The 20,156-nt window shown below is 70.4% G+C and carries 1 protein-coding gene; it reads left to right on the forward strand.

Annotation, left to right across the window (positions count from 1 at the left end):
- The first annotated feature begins 19 nt into the window (after positions 1-19).
- Positions 20-20,149, forward strand: a complete 20,130-nt coding sequence (locus PV410_RS32685) for an RHS repeat domain-containing protein (protein ID WP_500329367.1) — start codon at positions 20-22, stop codon at positions 20,147-20,149.
- Positions 20,150-20,156: the final 7 nt, after the last annotated feature.

The raw sequence follows: 20,156 nt of genomic DNA on the forward strand, positions 1-20,156 counted from the left end.
ACCGGGAGGAATCCCTGACATGCCTCGCCCGAGCGACTGGAACGTTCTCGGCCTCCACGGGGACCCGACCCCCGGAGACCCGGTCCAGATCCGTCTGCTGGTCGACGACCTGGTCAAGATCGGTACGCAGGCGAGGTCCATCGCGCAGGCCATCGACCAGGTGATGAACACGGCGGACAGCAGTGTCTTCGCAGGGAAGACCGCCGACGCGCTGCGGGGCAAGGTCGACGACAGGCTGCGCAACCACATCAACGACGTGGCCGACTCCTTCTGGGAGGTCTCCCAGAACCTCGGCGCCTGGGCGAACCACATCGAGGACGCCCAGCGGAGGGCGGACGGCGCCCTGTCGGCCGCACGCGGCCTGCCGGAGGACGACCCGCAACTGGAGGCCCTTCGGCAGACCGCCCAGAGCGCGGGCACGGAGCTCGACGAGGTGGGCAACACCATCGCGAACGCGGTCAACAACGCCTCCGACATCCGGCTGCCGATCTCGGACTGCCAGGTCTTCTGGGAGATGTTCCAGATCCTGGCGATCATCCTCATCGTCCCGGCGCTGATCTTCGGCGGGCCGGTCGCCCTGCTCGCGCTCGGCGTCAACATGACGTTGTTCGTGAAGGCGGCCATCGACTTCGCCCGCGGCGACATCGGTTTCCTCGACCTGTTCCTCGCCGGGCTCGGCATCATCGCCCCCACCACGAAGGCGCTGCCGATCTTCGCCATCGGCGGTCTCCTCAAGTCCGGCTTCAAGGCCGCCCTCCAGTGGGGACGCAACGGCTTCATGTCCATAAAGGACATGGTCAGCGGGTTCCGGTTCGCCACCGTCTTCACCGGTCTGAGGGACGTCGCGCGGATCAGCCTGACCTGGGTGCGCCAGGGCGGACTGTGGGTCATGCAGAACTTCCACAACGTGCCCGCGCTCGGCGGCTCGGTGTTCGTCAAGGGCGGACTCGTCGTCGTGCAGGGCGTCCGCTCCATCCCCGTGGTGGTGCGCGGCTGGGGGTCGGCCATACGGGCCGGCGCCCCCGGGGCGTGGCAGAACTTCCGGCTCTTCGCACAGGAGACCTGGAGCAGCCAGATGGCCGGCGGCAAGTGGACGCGCCTGATCCTCCCCGTGACGCACACCGACATCGCGGAGTACGGGCTGAAGGGCGCCCTGCGCATGGGCTTCTGGGACCGCGGCGTCATGGGCCGCGGCGTGTGGGACCTGCCAGTGGGCGGCACGGTCGCGCACACCGTGAGTGCCGTGCCGATGGGTCCGCACGGCGCGACCCCGCACCTGGACCTGGGGCACGCCAACATCAACATGGCCCGCATGGACCTGGCGGACGTGCGCTTCGGCAACTTCGGCGACACCCACACCTCCGTCCGCCCGTCCTCCTTCTCCGTGGCGCCCGTCAGCACCGTCGACCTGACGGGGCTGCGGGTCGGCACGGTCAACCCCGTCTCGGTGCACGGGGCGAACGCCGTGTTCGACAACTCGACCGCGGGATTCCGGGCAGTGCGGCACATGGACGACGTGGTCGACATCGCCGGTACGCAGATGAGCCGGATGAGGATCGATGCCCTCGACGGGGCGCCCGGCCAGATGAGCGGGGGACTCGGGGTGAGCTCGATGGCCCCGGGTGGCCATGTGACGCACTCCTCCGGTCTGTATGTGCCCGGCTCCGCCGGCGCCCCGGTCGTGCACGAAGGCGTGGACGTTGCCGCCCTCGTCGCCAAGGGCAACGGAGGGAACCTGCTCGCGCAGGGTCCGGCCGGCGTCCTGACGGCACCGCCCGGCGGGACCGGCGCGGTGCACACCGCTCTCACCGGTGCGCCCGCGCCCGCTCCGGGCGGCACGGCCCTGCACGACCTGCTCGCCGCCCCCGGCGCCCCGGGTGCGGGAACCGGTGCCGCGCACACCGCGCTGACCGGCGTCCAGGCGCCGCCGAGCGGTGCCGGGGTCCACGACCTCCTGGGGGCTCCGGGTGGAACGCCCGGGGCCCACGGCCCGCTCACCGGGGTCCCTGGGCACCAGAGCGGCACCGGTGCCGCCGGAGGCTCGGCGTTCGACCTGCTGTCGGGCGGCGCCAAGGGGACGCCGAACAACCCGGTGCCCACCCACATCGGGTCCGACCTCGGGGACAACGTCGCCGGTGCCGCCCGCGCCAACCAGGCCCATCTGAGCCTGGACGAGATCGTGCGGCCCGCCGGCAGCGGACGCCCCGGCTCCGTGGTCACCGACACCGTGCCCGGTCCCACCACCCCCGGCGTCCCCGCCTCCGGCGTGCCCAAGGGCGGCGTGCACGGCACACCGCCCAAGGACGCGGCCCGCTCCGCGCTCGACCTCCTCGACGACGGCCGGGGCGTCCGTTCCGTCGACGGCCCGGCCCTCGCCGGCGCACCCGGGACCGGGGCCGGGAAGACGGTGAACGTCGACGCGGGCCACGCGTTCGCCGGCGCACCCGCGCGGCACACCGACGACGTCGTCACCCCGGCCCCGCACGACAAGGTGGCCGTCACCGGCGACGGGCACGTGGCGGTGCCGCTGCGTCAGGACCCCGCCCCGGTACCGCCCGCGACGTCGGGCGGCGGGCGCGTGCACTCGCACCAGGCGGAACTGTTCCACGAGGTCAACCTGAAGCTGGGCAAGATGGGCGCGGACGCGGTGACGGTGGAGACCGTGACCGCCGCCCGCCAGGTGCTGGAGGACCTGCGCGGCGCCGCCTTCACCAAGGTCGACGTCCGGGCGCAGGCCGACCAGTTGGCCGTGCACCTCGCGGGCCCGGAACGCGGGAAGCTCCCCGGCGGCGTCAGGGACACGGACTTCGCCGACGACGCGCCCGTCACCCCGGGGCCGGGCGGGCACCACGCACCGCCTGTCCCGCCGAGGCCGGAGAGCGGCCTGCTCGACGGGCTCGACGACCTGGTCCTGGACGACACCGGCGCACCGATGCGCTCGCACTTCGACATGGACGACGACTCGCTGCCCGGTTCCCCGGTCGGCGAGCACGGCACCGAGGACCTGGACGGCTTCTCGGAGTTCGTGGACCTGATCCGCCCGCTGCGGCAGCACGTGGAACGGGCCTTCGACAACCCCGCCGCGGACATCGAGGTGGCCCTCGTGGCGAGCCCCGGAGGCCGGACCTGGCGCGAGTTCTCCGACGACGTGGGCCACGCCATGGTGTCCGTGATGCTGCCGGGCGAGCGCAAGCCGCTCACGATCGGCTTCTACCCCGAGGACGGAAACCTCTTCGGCAACCCGGGTGCCATCGTCAACGACGCCGAATACCTCCTCTCCGGGCACGTCCGCGTACTGGGCACCTACCGGATCACCGCGGCGCAGCTGTTCGACGGGTACCGGTACGCGATGGCCAACTCCGGTGCCGTGTACGACCTGTTCCGCTACAACTGCGTGAGGTTCGCTGAGGGCTTCGTCTCCGCGGCGCTCGGGAAGTCCGTGGCGGACCTGTGGGTGGCGGCCCCGTACCGGCTCGTGGACACGATGCTGCGCCGCGACGGCGCCTGGCACTGGGCGGACGGCACGTCGCCCGTGGCCAAGCTGACCGCCGACGACACGATCCGGTACCAGGACGCCTTCGGCGAGGTGGAGGACTGGCGGCTCCACGACCAGGGCCGGTTCCAGGCCGCCACCGACCAGGCCAAGACCTTCGTGCTCTTCGACCACCAGCGTCCCCTGATCGACGGCAATCTCGCGACGGCTCCGCAGAAGGAACGTCTGCTGATCCTCGACCAGTTCGAGAAGATGATCACCCACACCATCCTCACCTCGGGTGACGACGCCGGACGCCAGCTGTCGCGTCAGCTCGGCGAGACCTACGGCACGCTCCGTCCGGGGCTGTCCGATCTGCCGGGACCGTCGGTGACGGCGCCCGCCGCCGGCGACTCGCTCTCGGGGATCGGGAGGGGCTCCGTGGACAGCGTCCCGGAACCGGCCCCGAGTCCCGGCACGTCGGCCGCGGGGGACTCCACCGGGCACCTGCCGCCATCCTCCGTGCAGTACCCGTCCGACGTGCAGCACATGTTCGACGAGATCGACGACATGCTCGACGACATGGGCGTGTTCCGCCACTCGGTGGACGACCTGCCGGCCGGTTCGCCGCCGGTCGTCCACGGGGCCGGCGGGGACGACGTCGCACGGTTCATGGACGACACGCGGCCGGTGCGGCAGCACCTGGAGCACGCGATCGCCGACCCCGCTGCCGACATCCGGCTGGTCCTGGGGACCGACGGCTCGACGGGCGCCCGTTCGCTGACGGTCTGGCTGCCGGGCCGGGACGCGCCCGTGCCCCTGGGCCCGGGTGCGCCGGGCGAGTTCGGTGCCGTCCGCGGCACCGTCGACGGGGCCCCGGGGGGCGGGACGCACGTCCTGGAGGAACACCGCCTCACCGCGGCGCAGCTGGAGAACGCCTACCTGTACGCGGCGCGGAACCTGCCGCTGTGGCACACCGACGCGGGCCGGTTCACCGACGGTTTCATGGACGCCGTGCTCGACGCGCGGCCCGCGGCGCCCGAGGGTTCGGTGGGCGCGGCGGTCCACGACGTCCCGGACACGCCCCCCGCGGTGGGGGACAAGGGGAAGGGCAAGTCGCCCACCGGCACCGGCACCCTGGACACCACCGGCACCGGATCGCACCACGACGGTCTGCGCGCGGACCTCGGGGACGACCTGTCGGACATCGACGCGTCGGCGGCCATCACCGACGCCCGCCGCGAGCTGATCAACGCCCGGACCATCCGCGACGACCTGCAGACGCGCTACGTGGAAGGCTTCGGCACCTCGGCCGAGGCCGACGGCTTCCGGTACCTCGAGTCGTGGCAGCACGTCAGGCAGGCCGACGCCGCGCTGGCCCAGGCGGAGGCCCACTGGTCCGACGTGACGGGCGGCGCGCCGTTCCCCGAGGTGCAGGCGTACCGCGGGTACGGGCTCGGCGGCGCGGCTCCGCACCTGCCCGAGGGGCTGCGGTCGCTGTTCCGCGGCAGGGGCCGGGCCGATGTCGTTCCGCCCGCCCCCGAAGGTGTCGTGCAGTCCGTGGACCACGTCCCTTCCGCGACGCACGTCGTCACCCCGCTGGAAGGCGGGAAGACCAGCCACGCACTGGTGCCCAGCGGCCAGGACCTGACGGTGGCCCGCTGGATCAGCGAGCCGGAGTCCGCCAAGGGATGGCCTGGGGGCAACGGCAGGGAGGCGTACGAGGGAGACCTCACGGCGCACCAGGACATCCTGGCCAAGGGGCTGGCGGGCGCGGAGCACGACGACGCGTTGAAGTCGGTGCTGGTGCAGCAGCAGAAGTCGTTCGAGGAGAACGTGCAGCTGTTCCACGCCCTCGAAGGCCGCCCGGAGCTGGCGAACCTGCGGATGCCGCAGCTCTCCGCGATCGTCATGGCCGAGCGGCGGGCCCTGCGCACGCTGACGGCGGACACGGACCTGCTGACGCAGAAGTTGAACAGCGGCGACTGGAAGTGGGCGGAGGGCTACCCGCTCGACGGGGCGCAGGCCCACGAGCTCATCGCCAAGGTCCACCGGCACCTCCAGGAGGACCTCTCGCTCACGGTGAACCTCAAGCTCGGCGACATCACGCCGGCCGGAGGGACGCTCCTGGACGCACTGACCTCGGACACCCAGCTGCTCCGCAACGCGTGGGAGGCCAACAACGCCAACGCGGGGTACTACGTCACCCGCGGCAAGACGGAGGAGGCTCTCGGCCTGCCGGCGTCCGTGAAGCGGACGACCGAGGCGTCCGGGATCTACCCGGGCGCGCAAGGACGGCCGTTCGCCCCGACCGCCGACGACCTCGTGGACCTGCCCAACTACGCGGCCCTCACGTCCAAGTACCGGCCGAGCGGCGTGAAGATGTACGGGCGGGCGGTCTTCCACCTGAATCCCGACGTGATGCAGCGCGCCACGTTCACGCCGGCGGACAGCTTCATCGAGGGCCTCGAGGGCGCTCGGAGCGTCACCGGCCGCGGCAACATGCTGCCGCTGCTCAACCACGGCCCCGAACCCCTGGTCCGGCTGGCCTTCGCCGAGGCGACCGACTTCCGGTACGACGGCGCGTTCCGCGGATTCCGTGACGCCGGAACGCTGGAGCGCAACCTCGGCAGGTATTTCGAGGCGCAGATCCACGGCGGCGTGAAGTGGGACGACCTCAACCGCGTCGTACTCGTGGACGACGGGTTCGACCCGGCGCTGCAGGCACAGAAGCTGCAACTCGAGCAGTTCGCCCAGGCCAACGGGCACTCCTTCACCGTCGAGATCCACAACGCGCGACCGGGCGCGGGCCGCGCCCCTGGCGTGCACCCGGCGCCGCCCGGGACCGGCGGAGCCCACTCGGGTGGCCCCGGCCCGTCGTCCTCCGGTGCCGGCGGGGGTCACCTCCCGGGTCCGGGCCCGTCGCCGTCACACGTACCGGCACCGGCTTCCGCACCCGGCGAGGGCGCGGCCGGAGGGGCCGTCGACGGCGTGCACGCGAGCTACGACGACCTCGTCTTCACCGCCTCGCTCCTCGACCGCGACGGTGTGCCCCGGGACGGCCTGTTCACGGGTACGGCCGCGCGCGTCGAGGGCTCCGGCGACGCCTCGTTCGTCTCCCCGGCGGCACCGTCCGCCTCGGGGGGCATCACGAAGCTGACCGAGGACGGGATTCTGGACGTCGTCATCGGCACGGGTGGGCGCAACGGCGGCGAGGAACGCCGCACGCTCGGCGGTTTCGAGTTCGGCGCGGGCACCCGCAACAACAACGGCAAGAATCTCGTTTCACGGCCGATCGTGGTCACGGTCAAGGACGGAGAAACGGAAGCGCAGGTGGCCGTCCACCTGAACGTGATGCTCAGCTCGGGCAACGAGGCCGACGTGACGTTGGCGGGGAAGAAGGTCGCGAACACGACGGAAGTCACGATCACGGGGAGCAAGTTCCACCTCACCGCGCGGCCGCACACCGACCAGGGCGTGATCGACCTGCACGGAGCCTCCAGCGACACCGCGTCGAAGTCCATCCACGTGGGGCCGAGCAACGCCCTCTCGTCCGGCTGGAACAGCAGGCCGGGCAACACCAGGAACCTCGCGCAGGCTCTCGGCGTCTCGGAACAGAAGCTCATCGACGCACTCGACAACCGGTTCCCGCCGAGCGGACTCGTCGAGACGGTCCACCGGTTCCAGGACGACGTGGAGCGCGCCGTCGTCCACGGCTCCGGCGCGGAGGAGGTGCGGGTTCACTTCCAGGGCGACAAGTCGTTCCCCGTCCGGGGTGACTCCGGGGGTGTGTCGGCGCCTGCCGTTACCGGCCTGTCGGGCGGGGCGGGTGACGTCCTGCACGGTGCGGGTTCTGGCGCCGGCCGGGTGGATCTGACGTTGGACGCGGGATGGGATGCGGCGCGGGGTGCGGCGGCGCCGAACACGGTGAAGCACTCGTGGGTCGATCCGGTGTCGACGCCGCGGGGTGGTGGTGCGCATGCTCCTCGGTATGAGGTGCGTGCGGGTTATGACGTGCGCAGGTTCGAGCTCGGCGGGCGTCCGGTCACGGATCTGACGGTGAAGGTGCGTCTGGCCGGTGACGGGCTTTCACCGAACCAGGTGGACGCGCTGTGGGACCGTGCGGTGTCGGGTGTGGAGCGGGTGTTCAACCGTCCCGGTGAGGTGTTGCGCGACCGCAGTGTTCTGCACGTCACGTTGGAGCGCGTGACGGGCAACGCCTCTGACGCCCACCTGAACGTGAACGTGGGTGGCGCGCGGGGTGCGATGAACCAGCATCAGTGGCGGATCGACGCCACGGAGCAGGATCTCGCGCACGAGCTGGGCCACCAGTTGGGTCTGCGGGACGAGTACCGGGACACCACGGCCGGGCATCGCCCGGAGGTCGACGGCAGCCTCATGGGCAACTACCACAACGCCGCCCCGGAGGGTCTGTCCCAGGGCGGGCTGCGCCCCCGCTACCTCGACCTCATCCACGCCCAGGTCGCCGGCCACGACCACGTGCACGTGCCGCACGTGGCTGTCGACGCGGTCGGCGGGATCGCCCCCCACGCACCGAAGAAGGCCAAGCCGAATCCCTCGCAGCCGGCGGCCGTCCCGCCCACCTTCACGCGGCAGACGGACGCCACGCGATTCACCGAGGGCTACCAGAAGATCGCCGGTCACTACCAGCTGAAGCCCCTCGCCCAGTACGACGGCATGGCCAAGGGCTCGCTTCAGGCCGGTGACGGCACCCGCTTCGTCGCCACGGTCATCGCGACCCCGGACACCGATCTGCTGAAGTTGGCGCAGACGTACGGGACGGCGTTCGGCAAGGAGTCCCTCGGCGAGCGGCTGGGCCTGGTCATCGGTGTCAACGGCCGCGCCGGCACGGAAACCGCGATCGCCGACACGGTGCGCAAGTTCGCCCAGGCATGGGAGAAGGAGGGCGACTTCGCGGTTTCCGTCACCGGCTACACCTGGCACCAGCCCAATCCCAGGCTCGTGGACGCCGGTACGCAGAAGGAGATCCCCTACGGTGCGCTGCGTGAGGCGGTGATCCGGGACGACCTGACCCGCGGCATGCTCGACAAGGTCCGGCTCAACGCTGGGGGAGAGGTGTACCTGCACGTCGGTGACGCCGACGTGAAGAGCTTGGTCGTCGGCGGGAAGCCGCTCTTCGAGCGTGCCGCCGCGAAGATCGAATCGCTGAGTACCGAGAACGGGCTCGCTCCCGAGATGGTGAGCGGCGGTTACACCCTCCCCGAGGGCGTCGCGAAGAACGCCGCGGACCTCGATCTGGCCGTGCGCGACGCGATGGCGAAGACCGACGCGCGGACGATCTACTTCCCCGAGCCGAACACGTTCATCCGTGTCGACACGGCCAACTCCCTCGGCCTCGAGAAGGACATCAGGTTCGGCGAGATCTCCGGAGACACCATCAGTTACGAGGCCAGGGAGGGGGAACGTCTCCTCGACAGCCTGGTCAAGAACCGCCGCCACCTGTGGCAGGGGCGGGAGAACCAGGCCGTGGTGTTCGACTCGGGTCTCGCCCTCGTCACGGACGGGGACCGGATCGCCAAGGAAGTGGGGAACGACCCGCGGTCGATCCTCAACGGGCTGACCCAGAGCCACGCGAACGCCAAGACCTGGACCGAGCAGATCGAGCACTACCTCAAGCTGCACCACCCGGACGTGCTGGTGAAGGACGCGAACGCCGGGAAGAGCCTGGCGGCCATCGCCTTCCACAAGATCGAGGCGGACGGCGCCACCACCCTCACGAAGCTGGAGGTGAAGGACCTCGGCACCAACCGGAAGGCGGAATGGAAGGCGCTGATCAAGGCCACCGGGGACGACAAGGCTACGTTCAAGCAGCTGATCGACGTGGCCGTCGACACCCGTAACGCGCTGGTCGACGGCATCAACAAGCACCTGCCGCAGTCCGTCTCGGCGGCGGCGCCGGCTGCTTCTGGCTCCGCGCGGCTGACTGGGGACGGGGTCCTGGACGCCATCGTCGGCAGAGGCGGCGGGAGGCCGGGGGACGAGCGTCGAGTGCTCGGTGGTTTCGAGTTCGGTGTGAAGACCCGTAACAACGGGGGCAACAATCTCATCTCGCGGCCGATCGTCATCACGGTCACGGACGGTGGGACGGAGGCGGAGGTGGCGGTCCACCTCAACGTGGTCCTCACTTCGAGTCATGAGACGCGGGTGGCCGGCGGTTCGTCGGTCACGATCAGTGGGAGCGACTTCCATCTGACCGCGCGTTCGAAGGCTGCCCAGGATCTGATCGACGAGCACGGGCCGTCCATCCTGACGGCGGACAACTCCATTCATGTGGGCCCGAACAATGCCACGCGGGGCTGGAAGAACAATTCCGGTCACACGCAGAACCTGGCGGACGAGCTTGGCGTCTCGAAGGACAGCTTGCTCGATGCGCTCGACAGGCGTTTCCCGCCGGATGGTCTGCTGGACACGCTGGAGCGGCTCCAGCGGGACGTGCGGCACACCGTCGTCCACGGCTCGGCCACGGAGAACGTGACGGTGCGCTGGGAGAGCGGGGACAGGTCCTTCCCGGTGCTGGACGACCCCGCTGGGGTGTCGGCGCGGGCGGTGTCCGCGCCGGCGGGTGCGGTGGATGACTTCTTCCACGGTGCGGGTTCTGGTGCGCGGCGGGTGGATCTGACGCTGGACGCGGGTTGGGATGCGGCGCGTGGTGCGGCGGCGCCGAACACGGTGAAGCATTCGTGGGTGGACCCGGTGTCGACGCCGCGGGGTGGTGGTGCGCATGCGCCGCGGTACGAGGTGCGTGCGGGTTACGACGTGCGCAGGTTCGAGCTGGGAGATCGCTCGGTCACGGATCTGACGGTGAAGGTTCGTCTGGCCGACGAGGGCCTGTCGCCGACAGAGGTGGATGCGCTCTGGGACCGTGCGGTGTCGGGTGTGGAGCGGGTCTTCAACCGGCCTGGTGAGGTGCTGCGTGACGGCAGCGTCCTGCACGTGACGCTTGAGCGGGTCACGGGGAATGCCTCTGACGCCCACCTGAACGTGAACGTGGGGCGTGCGCAGAGTGCGATGAACCAGCACCAGTGGCGGATCGACGCCACCGAGCAGGACCTCGCGCACGAGCTGGGCCACCAGCTGGGTCTGCGGGACGAGTACCGGGACACCACCGCCGGGCACCGCCCCGAGGTCGACGGCAGCCTGATGGGCAACTACCACAACGCCGCACCCGAGGGCCTGTCCCAGGGCGGACTGCGCCCCCGCTACCTCGACTTCATCCACGCGCAGGTCGCGAGCCACGACCACGTCCATGTGCCGCACGTCGACGTCGACGCGGTGGACGGCGTCGCTCCCCACGCACCCAGCAAGGCCAAGGTCAAGGCGAACACATCGCAGGCGGCGGTCGACCCCGCCACATTCACGCGGCGGACGGACGCTGTGCGTTTCACCAAGGGCTTCAGCGACATCGTCGAGAATTACCGGTTGACGCCCGTGGCCCAGTACGACGGCACGGCCAAGGGCTCGCTCCGGGGCGGTGAGGGTACGCGTTTCGTCGCCACGGTGATCGCGACTCCGGACACGGATCTGCTGAAGTTGGCGCAGACGTACGGGACGGCGTTCGGCAAGGAGTCCCTCGGCGAGCGGCTGGGCCTCGTGATCGGTGTGAACGGACAGGTGGGCAAGGACGCCGACATCGTCGACACCGTGCGGAAGTTCGCTCAGCAGTGGGAGAAGGAGGGCGACTTCGCGGTTTCCGTCAGCGGTTTCACCTGGGAGCAGCGGAACCCCCAGCTGTTGAAGGACGGCGGCCAGAAGATGGTGCCGTTCGGCGCGCTCCGCGAGGCGGTCATCCGTGACGATCTCACCCGTGGCATGTTCGACAAGCTGGAGGTGAACGCCAAGGGAGGGGTGTATCTGCACGTCGGTGACGCCGACGTCAAGAGCATGGTCGTTGGCGGGAAGCCGCTCTTCGAGCGTGCCGCCGCGAAGATCGAATCGCTGAGTGCCGAGAACGGGCTCGCTCCCGAGATGGTGAGCGGTGGCTACACCCTCCCCGGGGGTGTCGCGAAGAACGCCGCAGATCTCGACATGGCCGTGCGCGACGCGATGGCGAGGACCGACACGCGGGCGGTCTACTTCCCCGAGCCCAACACGTTCGTCCGTGTCGACCCGGAACTCGGCCTGGAGAAGGACATCCGGTTCGGCGAGGTCTTCGGAAAGGCCGTCAGCTACGAGGCCAGAGAGGGCGAGCGGCTCCTCGACAGCTCCCTCAAGAACCGCGGTTACCTCTGGCAGGGGCGGGAGAACCAGGGCTTCGTCTTCGATTCGGATCTCGCTCTGGTCACGGACGGGGAGCGGATCGCCAAGGAGGTGGGGGACGACCCGCGGTCGATTCTCAGCGGGCTGACCCAGAGCCACGCGAACTCGAAGACCTGGACCGAGCAGATCGAGCGCTACATCAAGCTGCACCACCCGGACGTGCTCGTGAAGGACGCGAACGTCGGGAAGAGTCTGGCGGCCATCGCCTTCCACGACATCCGGGCGGATGGCATCACGGCCCTCAAGTCGATGTCGCGCAAGGAGCTTGGAAAGGCACTCCCGGCAGAGGCGAGCGCGATCATGAAGGTAGCCGATGATTTCCCGGCGCCCGTCAAAAAACTGCTCGACATGGCCGTCGACACCCGTAACGCACTGGTCGACGGCCTCAACAAGCAGCTGCCGCAGTCCGTCTCCCCGTCCGCACCGAGTGCGAGTACGTCCACGGCCGCTCACGCGGGTGCCGGTACGGGCGGGGGCCGGCTGACCCCGGACGCCGTCCGGATCCTGGACAGCATCACGGGATCGAGCACGGTCGACGGTTCCCGCCGTACGCTCGGCGGCTTCGAGTTCGGAAGGGTCCGGGACACGGGGAGCACGAACCTCATCTCGCGGCCCGTGCTGATGACGGTCACCGAGGGGGACAAGTCGGTCCAGGTGGCCGTCCACCTCAATGTGATGGTCACCCCGAGCGGGAGGCTCGACGGAACGACGGTCACGCTCAACACGACGGACTTCCATCTGACCGCGCGGTCGAAGGCCGCTCAGGTCCTCATCGACAAGTCGGGGCCGTCCGCTCTGACGGCGGACAACTCCATTCATGTGGGGCCGAGCAACGCCAAGACCGGCTGGGACAACAGGGGCGGTCAGCTCAAGAACCTGGCGGACGAACTCGGCATCACGAAGGACAGCCTGGTCAAGGCGCTCGACAGCCGTTTCCCGCCGGGCGAACTGCTCGACACCGTCGCCCTGTTCCAGCGGGACGTGGAGCGTGCCATCGTCCATGCCTCCGCCTCCGAGGTCATCACGGTGGAGTTCCGGGGTGACAAGTCGTTCCCCGTCCGGAGCGACTCCAACGGCGTGTCGCCCAGGAGCGTTTCCGTGCCTGCCGGCGTGGTGGACGATGTCTTCCACGGTGCGGTTCCGGGTGCGGGGCGGGTGGATCTGACGCTGGATCCCGGTTGGGATGCGGCCCGTGGTGCTTCGGTGCCGAACACGGTGAAGCATTCGTGGGTGGATCCGGTGTCGACGCCGCGGGGTGGTGGTGCGCATGCGCCGCGGTACGAGGTGCGTGCTGGTTATGACGTGCGCAGGTTCGAGTTGGGGGACCGCTCGGTCACGGATCTGACGGTGAAGGTGCGTCTGGCCGATGACGGGCTTTCAGCGACTCAGGTCGACGCGTTGTGGGACCGTGCCCTGGTCGGTGTGGAGCGGGTCTTCAACCGCCCGGGTGAGACGCTGCGCGACGGCAGCGTCCTGCACGTCACGCTGGAGCGCGTCACGGGCAATGCGTCGGACGCTCACCTGAATGTGAGGGTGGGTGGTCCGGATGGAGCGATGAACCAGCATCAGTGGCGGATCGACGCCACCGAACAGGATCTCGCCCACGAGCTGGGGCATCAGCTGGGTCTGCGGGACGAGTACCGGGACACCACCGCCGGGCACCGCCCCGAGGTCGACGGCAGCCTGATGGGCAACTACCACAATGCCGCGCCCGAGGGCCTGTCCCAGGGCGGACTGCGGCCCCGCTACCTGGACCTCATCCACGCCCAGGTCGTCAGTCACGACCACGTCCATGTGCCGCACGTCGACGTCGACGCGGTCGACGGGATCGCCCCCCACGCACCGGACGGCAAGGCCAAGGGCAAGGCCAAGGCGAGCACCTCGGCGAGTACCTCGCAGTTGGGGCCTGTGCCGCCCACGTTCACGGAGCGGGCGGACGTCCTACGCTTCAGCGAGGGCTACGGCGACATCGCAAGCCACTACCGGTTGACACCAGTGGCACAGTTCGACGGTGCGGCCAAGGGCGCGCTCCAGGGCGGTGAAGGTACCCGTTTCGTCGCCACGGTCATCGCGACCCCGGACACCGATCTGCTGAAGCTGGCGAAGATGTACGGGACGGCGTTCGGCGACAAGTCGGTGCTGGGCGAGCGGCTCGGCCTGGTCATCGGTGTGAACGGGCGCGCCGGCAGTGAAACCGCGATCGCCGACGCGGTGCGGAAGTTCGCCCGGCAGTGGGCGCAGGAGGGCGACTTCGAGGTCTCCGTCACCGGCTTCACCTGGCGCCAGCCCAATCCCAGGCTCGTGGACGCCGGTACGCAGAAGGAGATCCCCTACGGTGCGCTGCGTGAGGCGGTGGTCCGTGACGATCTCACCCGTGGCATGCTCGACAAGGTCAAGCTGAACGCCAGGGGAGAGGTGTACCTGCACGTCGGTGACGCCGACGTCAAGAGCATGGTCGTCGGCGGCAAGCCGCTCTTCGACCGCGCAGCCGTGAGGATCGAGACGCTGACGGCTCGGAACGGTAACGCTCCCGAGATGGTCAGTGGCGGCTACACGCTCCCCGAGGGGGCCACGCCCAAGGCGAAGGCCGACAGAGCGGCCGCGGAAATCGATCTGGCCGTCCGCGACGTCATGGCGAAGTTCGATTCCCGTACGGTCTACTTCCCGGAGCCCAACAGCTTCGTCCGGGTGAATCCGGACGCTCCGCTCGGCCTCGAGGGCAATATCCGTTTCGGAAAGGCCGGAGACATCGTCTATGAGGCGGAGGAAGGAAGGCACCTCCTCGACAGTGTCTTCAAGAACCGTCAGTTCCTGGGTTGGCAGGGCCGAGAGGACAAGCTCGTCTCGTTCGACTCGAGTCTCGCCCTGGTCACTGATGGGGGGCGTATCGCCGACAAGGTCCGGCCTGACGTACCGAGCACGGTCCTCGACGGTCTGACGCAGAGCCATGCGGACCGGGGCACGTGGACCAAGCAGGTCGAGAGGTACTTGGCGCAGTACCACGGGGGTGTCCTGACGAAGGACCCCAATGTGGGGCGGGACCTCGCTGCTTTCGCCTTCCACGGAATTCAGACGGACGACACCACCCTCCTCAAGGCGATGACCCGGCAGGAACTGGGCAAGGCACTGCCTGCTGAGGCCGATGCGCTCATGGAGGTGGCCAAGGATTTCCCGAAGACCCTCAAGCGACTGCTCGACATGGCCGTCGACACCCGTAACGCTCTGATCGGCGGCATCAAAACGCACGTACCGCAGTCCGTCTCGGCGGCGGCGCCGGCTGCTTCTGGCTCCGCGCGGCTGACCGGGGACGGGGTCCTGGACGCCATCGTCGGCAGGGGCGGCGGGAGGCCCGAGGACGCGCGCCGTACGCTCGGTGGTTTCGAGTTCGGTGTGAAGACCCGTAACAACGGGGGCAACAACCTCATCTCGCGGCCGATCGTCATCACGGTCACGGACGGCGGGACGCAGGCGGAGGTGGCGGTCCACCTCAACGTGGTCCTCACTTCGAGTCATGAGACGCGGGTGGCCGGCGGTTCGTCGGTCACGATCAGTGGGAGCGACTTCCATCTGACCGCGCGTTCGAAGGCTGCCCAGGATCTGATCGACGAGCACGGGCCGTCCATCCTGACGGCGGACAACTCCATTCATGTGGGCCCGAACAATGCCACGCGGGGCTGGAAGAACAATTCCGGTCACACGCAGAACCTGGCGGACGAGCTTGGCGTCTCGAAGGACAGCTTGCTCGATGCGCTCGACAGGCGTTTCCCGCCGGATGGTCTGCTGGACACGCTGGAGCGGCTCCAGCGGGACGTGCGGCACACCGTCGTCCACGGCTCGGCCACGGAGAACGTGACGGTGCGCTGGGAGAGCGGGGACAGGTCCTTCCCGGTGCTGGACGACCCCGCTGGGGTGTCCGCGCGGGCGGTGTCCGCGCCGGCGGGTGCGGCGGACGACTTCCTCCACGGTGCTGGTGACGGCCATGTTGACCTGACGCTGGACCCGGGCTGGGGCGCGGCGCGTGGTGCGGCGGCGCCGAACACGGTGAAGCATTCGTGGGTGGACCCGGTGTCGACGCCGCGGGGTGGTGGCGCCCACGCGCCGCGGTACGAGGTGCGTGCCGGCTTCGACGTGCGTACGTTCCCGTTGGGCGAGCGTTCCGTCACGGATCTGACCGTGCGGGTCCAGCTGGCCGCCGACGGTCTGTCGCCGGCTCAGGTGAACGCACTGTGGGAGCGAGCGCTGGGCGGTGTGGAGAGGGTCTTCAACCGTCCCGGTGAGGTGCTCGGCGACGGCAGTGTCCTGCACGTCACGCTGGAGCGCGTCACGGGCAACGCCGCCGACGCCCACCTGAACGTGAGGGTGGGCGGCCCGGACGGTGCGATGAACCAGCACCAGTGGCGCATCGACGCCACCGAGCAGGACCTCGCGCACGAACTCGGTCACCAGCTGGGTCTGCGGGACGAGTACCGGGACTTGACGGCGGGCCACCGGCCCGAGGTCGACGGCAGCCTCATGGGCAACTACCACAACGCCGCCCCGGAGGGCCTGACCCAGGGCGGACTGCGTTCCCGCTACCTCGAACTCATCCACGCCCAGGTCCGCAACCACGGCCACGACCACGTTCACGTGCCGCACACCCGTGCCGTCACGGACGACGCGGTCGCACCCCCCGCGCCCGGCAAGGGCAAGGGGCGTGCCGACGAGGACGCCGGGTCACTGGACGAGGGGCCGGACCTGACCCCGCGCGCCGACGACCCGCTGACGACGGCGGACGCGGAGGCGGCCGTGCAGGACGCCCGTCGCGATCTCAACCGGGCGCACGCGGAGTTCCGGCGGCTCGAGGCGCTCGACCTGGTCGGGAGGGGGTCCTCGAACAGGACCGGGCTGGACGTGGCGCGCGAGCAGGTCGTGACCGCGGAGGTCCGGCTCGCCGAGGCGGAGGCCGCCGAGCTGAGGGTGGCGGCGGCCGAACACGCGTCGCCCGCGCCCGTGCCGTCCGTCCCGCCGGTGCCACCCGTGCCGCCCGTACCGCACGCGCATGACGGGACCCCCGGTTCGGGCCCGGCCTCGTCGCTGCGGGACACAGACTCGCTGTCCGGCACGGAGACGTTCCCCACCGCACACGGATACTTCTCGGAGCTCACCGAGCCCCATCCGCGCCAGATCGACGAGGTCGACGGGACCTTCACCCGGTACGACGAGCACGGCGCTCCCGTCGCCACCGGCCGGCCGCTCCCGGCGCTGCCGGGCGTGCCGGACGGCCTGAACCTGGTCACCCCGGCGCAGGGTGCCGCCTGGCTGGAGGACGCGACCGGCACGCGCATCGCCCACTTCCGCGGGCAGGAGGTCACCGCCACGGCCGACGGCCTGCGGGTGACCCACGTGCACACCGGCGGGCCGCGGGACGGGGAGTTCATCCAGATAGGCACCGACGGCACCCTGGTCAAGCAGGGCTTCAACGTCCTCGACAAGGGCAGGCCCACCGCCTACCAGTACGTCCTCGACCACCCGAACGGCGTGTGGGAGCGGACCGGGCCCGACGGCGCCGGCGCGGGGGTGTTCCACCACGGCAAGGCGGACCTGACGGGCGCCGCGAACGGCCGCGTGGTGCTGCTCAGCGACACCGGCGCACCGGTACCGGTCTTCGAGCGCCGGCCGCTGCCCGGCGGCGGCCTCCTCGACTCGTTCCGCCGCACCGACACCATCGACTTCGGCCGTATGAACCCCCGTACGAGCTGGGCACGCTGGGGCGACGATGCCACCCTGTCCGGCGCGGGCATCCGCGAGTACGACACCGCGGGCACCGGCTGGCGCGACCTCGACGCGCGCGGCAACGTCGTCCACGAGTACCAGGCCGGTCTGCAGAAGCACGGCAACGGCACCGGCCACACGCTGGCACTCGGGAACGAGGACGGCCGGCTGCGCTGGCACCGCTACGACGGGGCATCGAGGGAGCTGGCCGCGGGCCCGCGGACCCCGGACCGGTACGACTCCGGCTGGACCGACCTCGCCGACGACGGGCGGACCCTCGTCCAGCGCAAGTGGGGCATGGGCCACCTGCCCGAACACGCCGGGCAGTACGAGGAGCACACGCTCGTGCAGGACGCCGCCGCACCCGGCGGGTGGAAGACCGACGGGACCTGGCAGCGCCAGTCGCCGCACGGCAAGGCGGTCGGCAAGGCCGAGGTCGTCGACGGCCACCTGCTGGTCACCGAGCGGTGGCGTGAACAGCGCCCGCCCGTCTGGGTCCGCAAGGGCTTGCTGCCGGGTGCAGGGCACGCGGAGGGCGCCTACGCCCATGTGCTCGGCGACAACGCGTACCAGCTGTTCACCTGGGAGAAGCGGCGCGTCGGGGACGGCGCCGGTTCCGGAACCTCGGGCGTGCGGTACGTCGGTCTCGACGGCGGCACCCTGGATCTGGCGGCGAACGGCGACTTCGCGCGCCTGACGACCAAGCTGCACGACGGCACGACGCTGAAGGTCGGCGACCACGCCGGCGGCCCCGGCTACCCCCCGGCCGACGCCTCGTACGTGCCCTGGGAGGACTCCGGCGGCAGGCACGGCTACCGCGTCCCGCAACAAGGCGCTCCCGACGGCCCGCTGTGGCAGGACCGCTTCCAGGGGCCGGACGGGCGCCTGAGGGTCGCGCGCGAGGGCCTGCCGGACGGAGTCGTGCGCGAGTACGTCGATGCGCCGGTCGTCGGGCATCCCTCCGGCCGCGGCAGCTGGGTCACCCGTGACGCCCACGGCAACCTGACCGGGATGCGGCACCCGAACCCCAACGGCGCCGCGAACAGCTTCATCGAGGGCACGGGGCGGGCGGACTCCGCGAAGTGGACGTGGCGGGAGACGGACGCCCAGGGCAACCACCTCGGCCGCTCCGGCTCCAGGGAGTTCTTCCGCGGCTCCAACGACCCGAGGCGGTCCTGGGACGACTCCTTCCGCGACCTCGACGCGAACCGCAACCTGGTCCGCGAGCGCCGCATGCTCGACAAGGGCCGCTTCGTGGACGCCTGGCGCGACCCCGCCCGCAACGAGCGCTGGCTGACCGCCGAGTTCCAGCGCGACGGCTCACCGGCGACCGCACCCGGCCAGGGCGGCCAGGTCCGCACCTGGTGGAACCGGGCCACGGGCACCTGGGACGACCAGTGGAGGCCCGGCGCCCGCCACTTCCGCGACGAACTGCGGTCCGCCGACGGCACCAGGGTCGTCCTGCGCGACACGCCGCTGCATCTGGACGGCCCGGCACGCGTCCGCGAGTACGGCCGCACGGCCGGCGAGCCCGGCGCGGTCTGGAAGGAGTTCGACCACGGCTCCGTCGTCCGCGAGCGCACGGCCGAGACGGGCCCCGGCGGCACCGTCACCGGATACCTGGAGACCGACGCCTGGCGCGGCCAGTGGAACCGTTACGACGCGCGGGGCGAGCTCGTCGCCCAGCGCACGGACAGCGGCCTGGTCTGGGAGCGCCGCGGTCCGCTCGGCCAGATGAAGCTGGTCGGCAACGAGTACGACTACCGCGGGCCGCTGACCGAGATCCGCGGCTGGGGGCGCCGGATCCGCGAGTCCCAGCGCATGCCCTGGTCCGGGACGATGCTCCCCGACGGTGCGGGTACGGCGCTGCGCGAGGCGCGGTACGAACCGTACTGGCGGACGGTGGCGTACAAGGCCGCCGTGGAGTTCGGCCAGGAGTTCGTCCTGGAGTTCGGTGCCAACCTGGCCGTGAACGGCATTGTGGCCGCGGCCCAGGACAAGCCGTTCACCGGCAAGGACGTGCTGAAGGCGTTCGCCAACGCCGCCGTGTCCTCGGGCGTCAAGACCGGGTTCGGCATCGCCGTGCACGAGAACCGGGCCGCCGGGTTCCGCGAGCTCGGCAACCTCAAGGCGACCCTGGCCAACATCGACGGCGGCAAGCACCCGCAGCGCAGGCCGTTCAACCACGACAAGACCTGGTCCAACGAGTGGGCCGGGAACGAGACCCCCACCCGCTGGCGCGGAGGCATCTACGACTTCACCTTCAGCGCGGGCACCAGCGTGATCTCGGGATGGGTCAACGGCGCCATGAACGCCGCGGTGTGGGGCGTCAGCGACGCCAACGGGAACACGGTCAAGCTCAGCGGCGCGGACGCCTTCCTGGACGGCGGCATCAACGCCGCGGCGGCCCTCACCACGTCGGCCTCCACCGCCCTGGTCAAGAACGTGCTCGTGCTGGGCGGCGGCAGCCGGCTCTTCCACCGGCAGGGCTTCGCGGACTTCTGGATCCAGCTACCCTTCAAGATCTTCGAGAAGTCGATCCAGTCGGTTTACCTGACCGGTGCGTACCGTGCGAGCATCAACCCGTCCTGGTACCAGGTACCGCCGCCCGGCACGCAGCAGCAGTAGAGGATCC

Source organism: Streptomyces sp. PA03-5A (genome assembly GCF_033792725.1).
Lineage (GTDB): Bacteria > Actinomycetota > Actinomycetes > Streptomycetales > Streptomycetaceae > Actinacidiphila.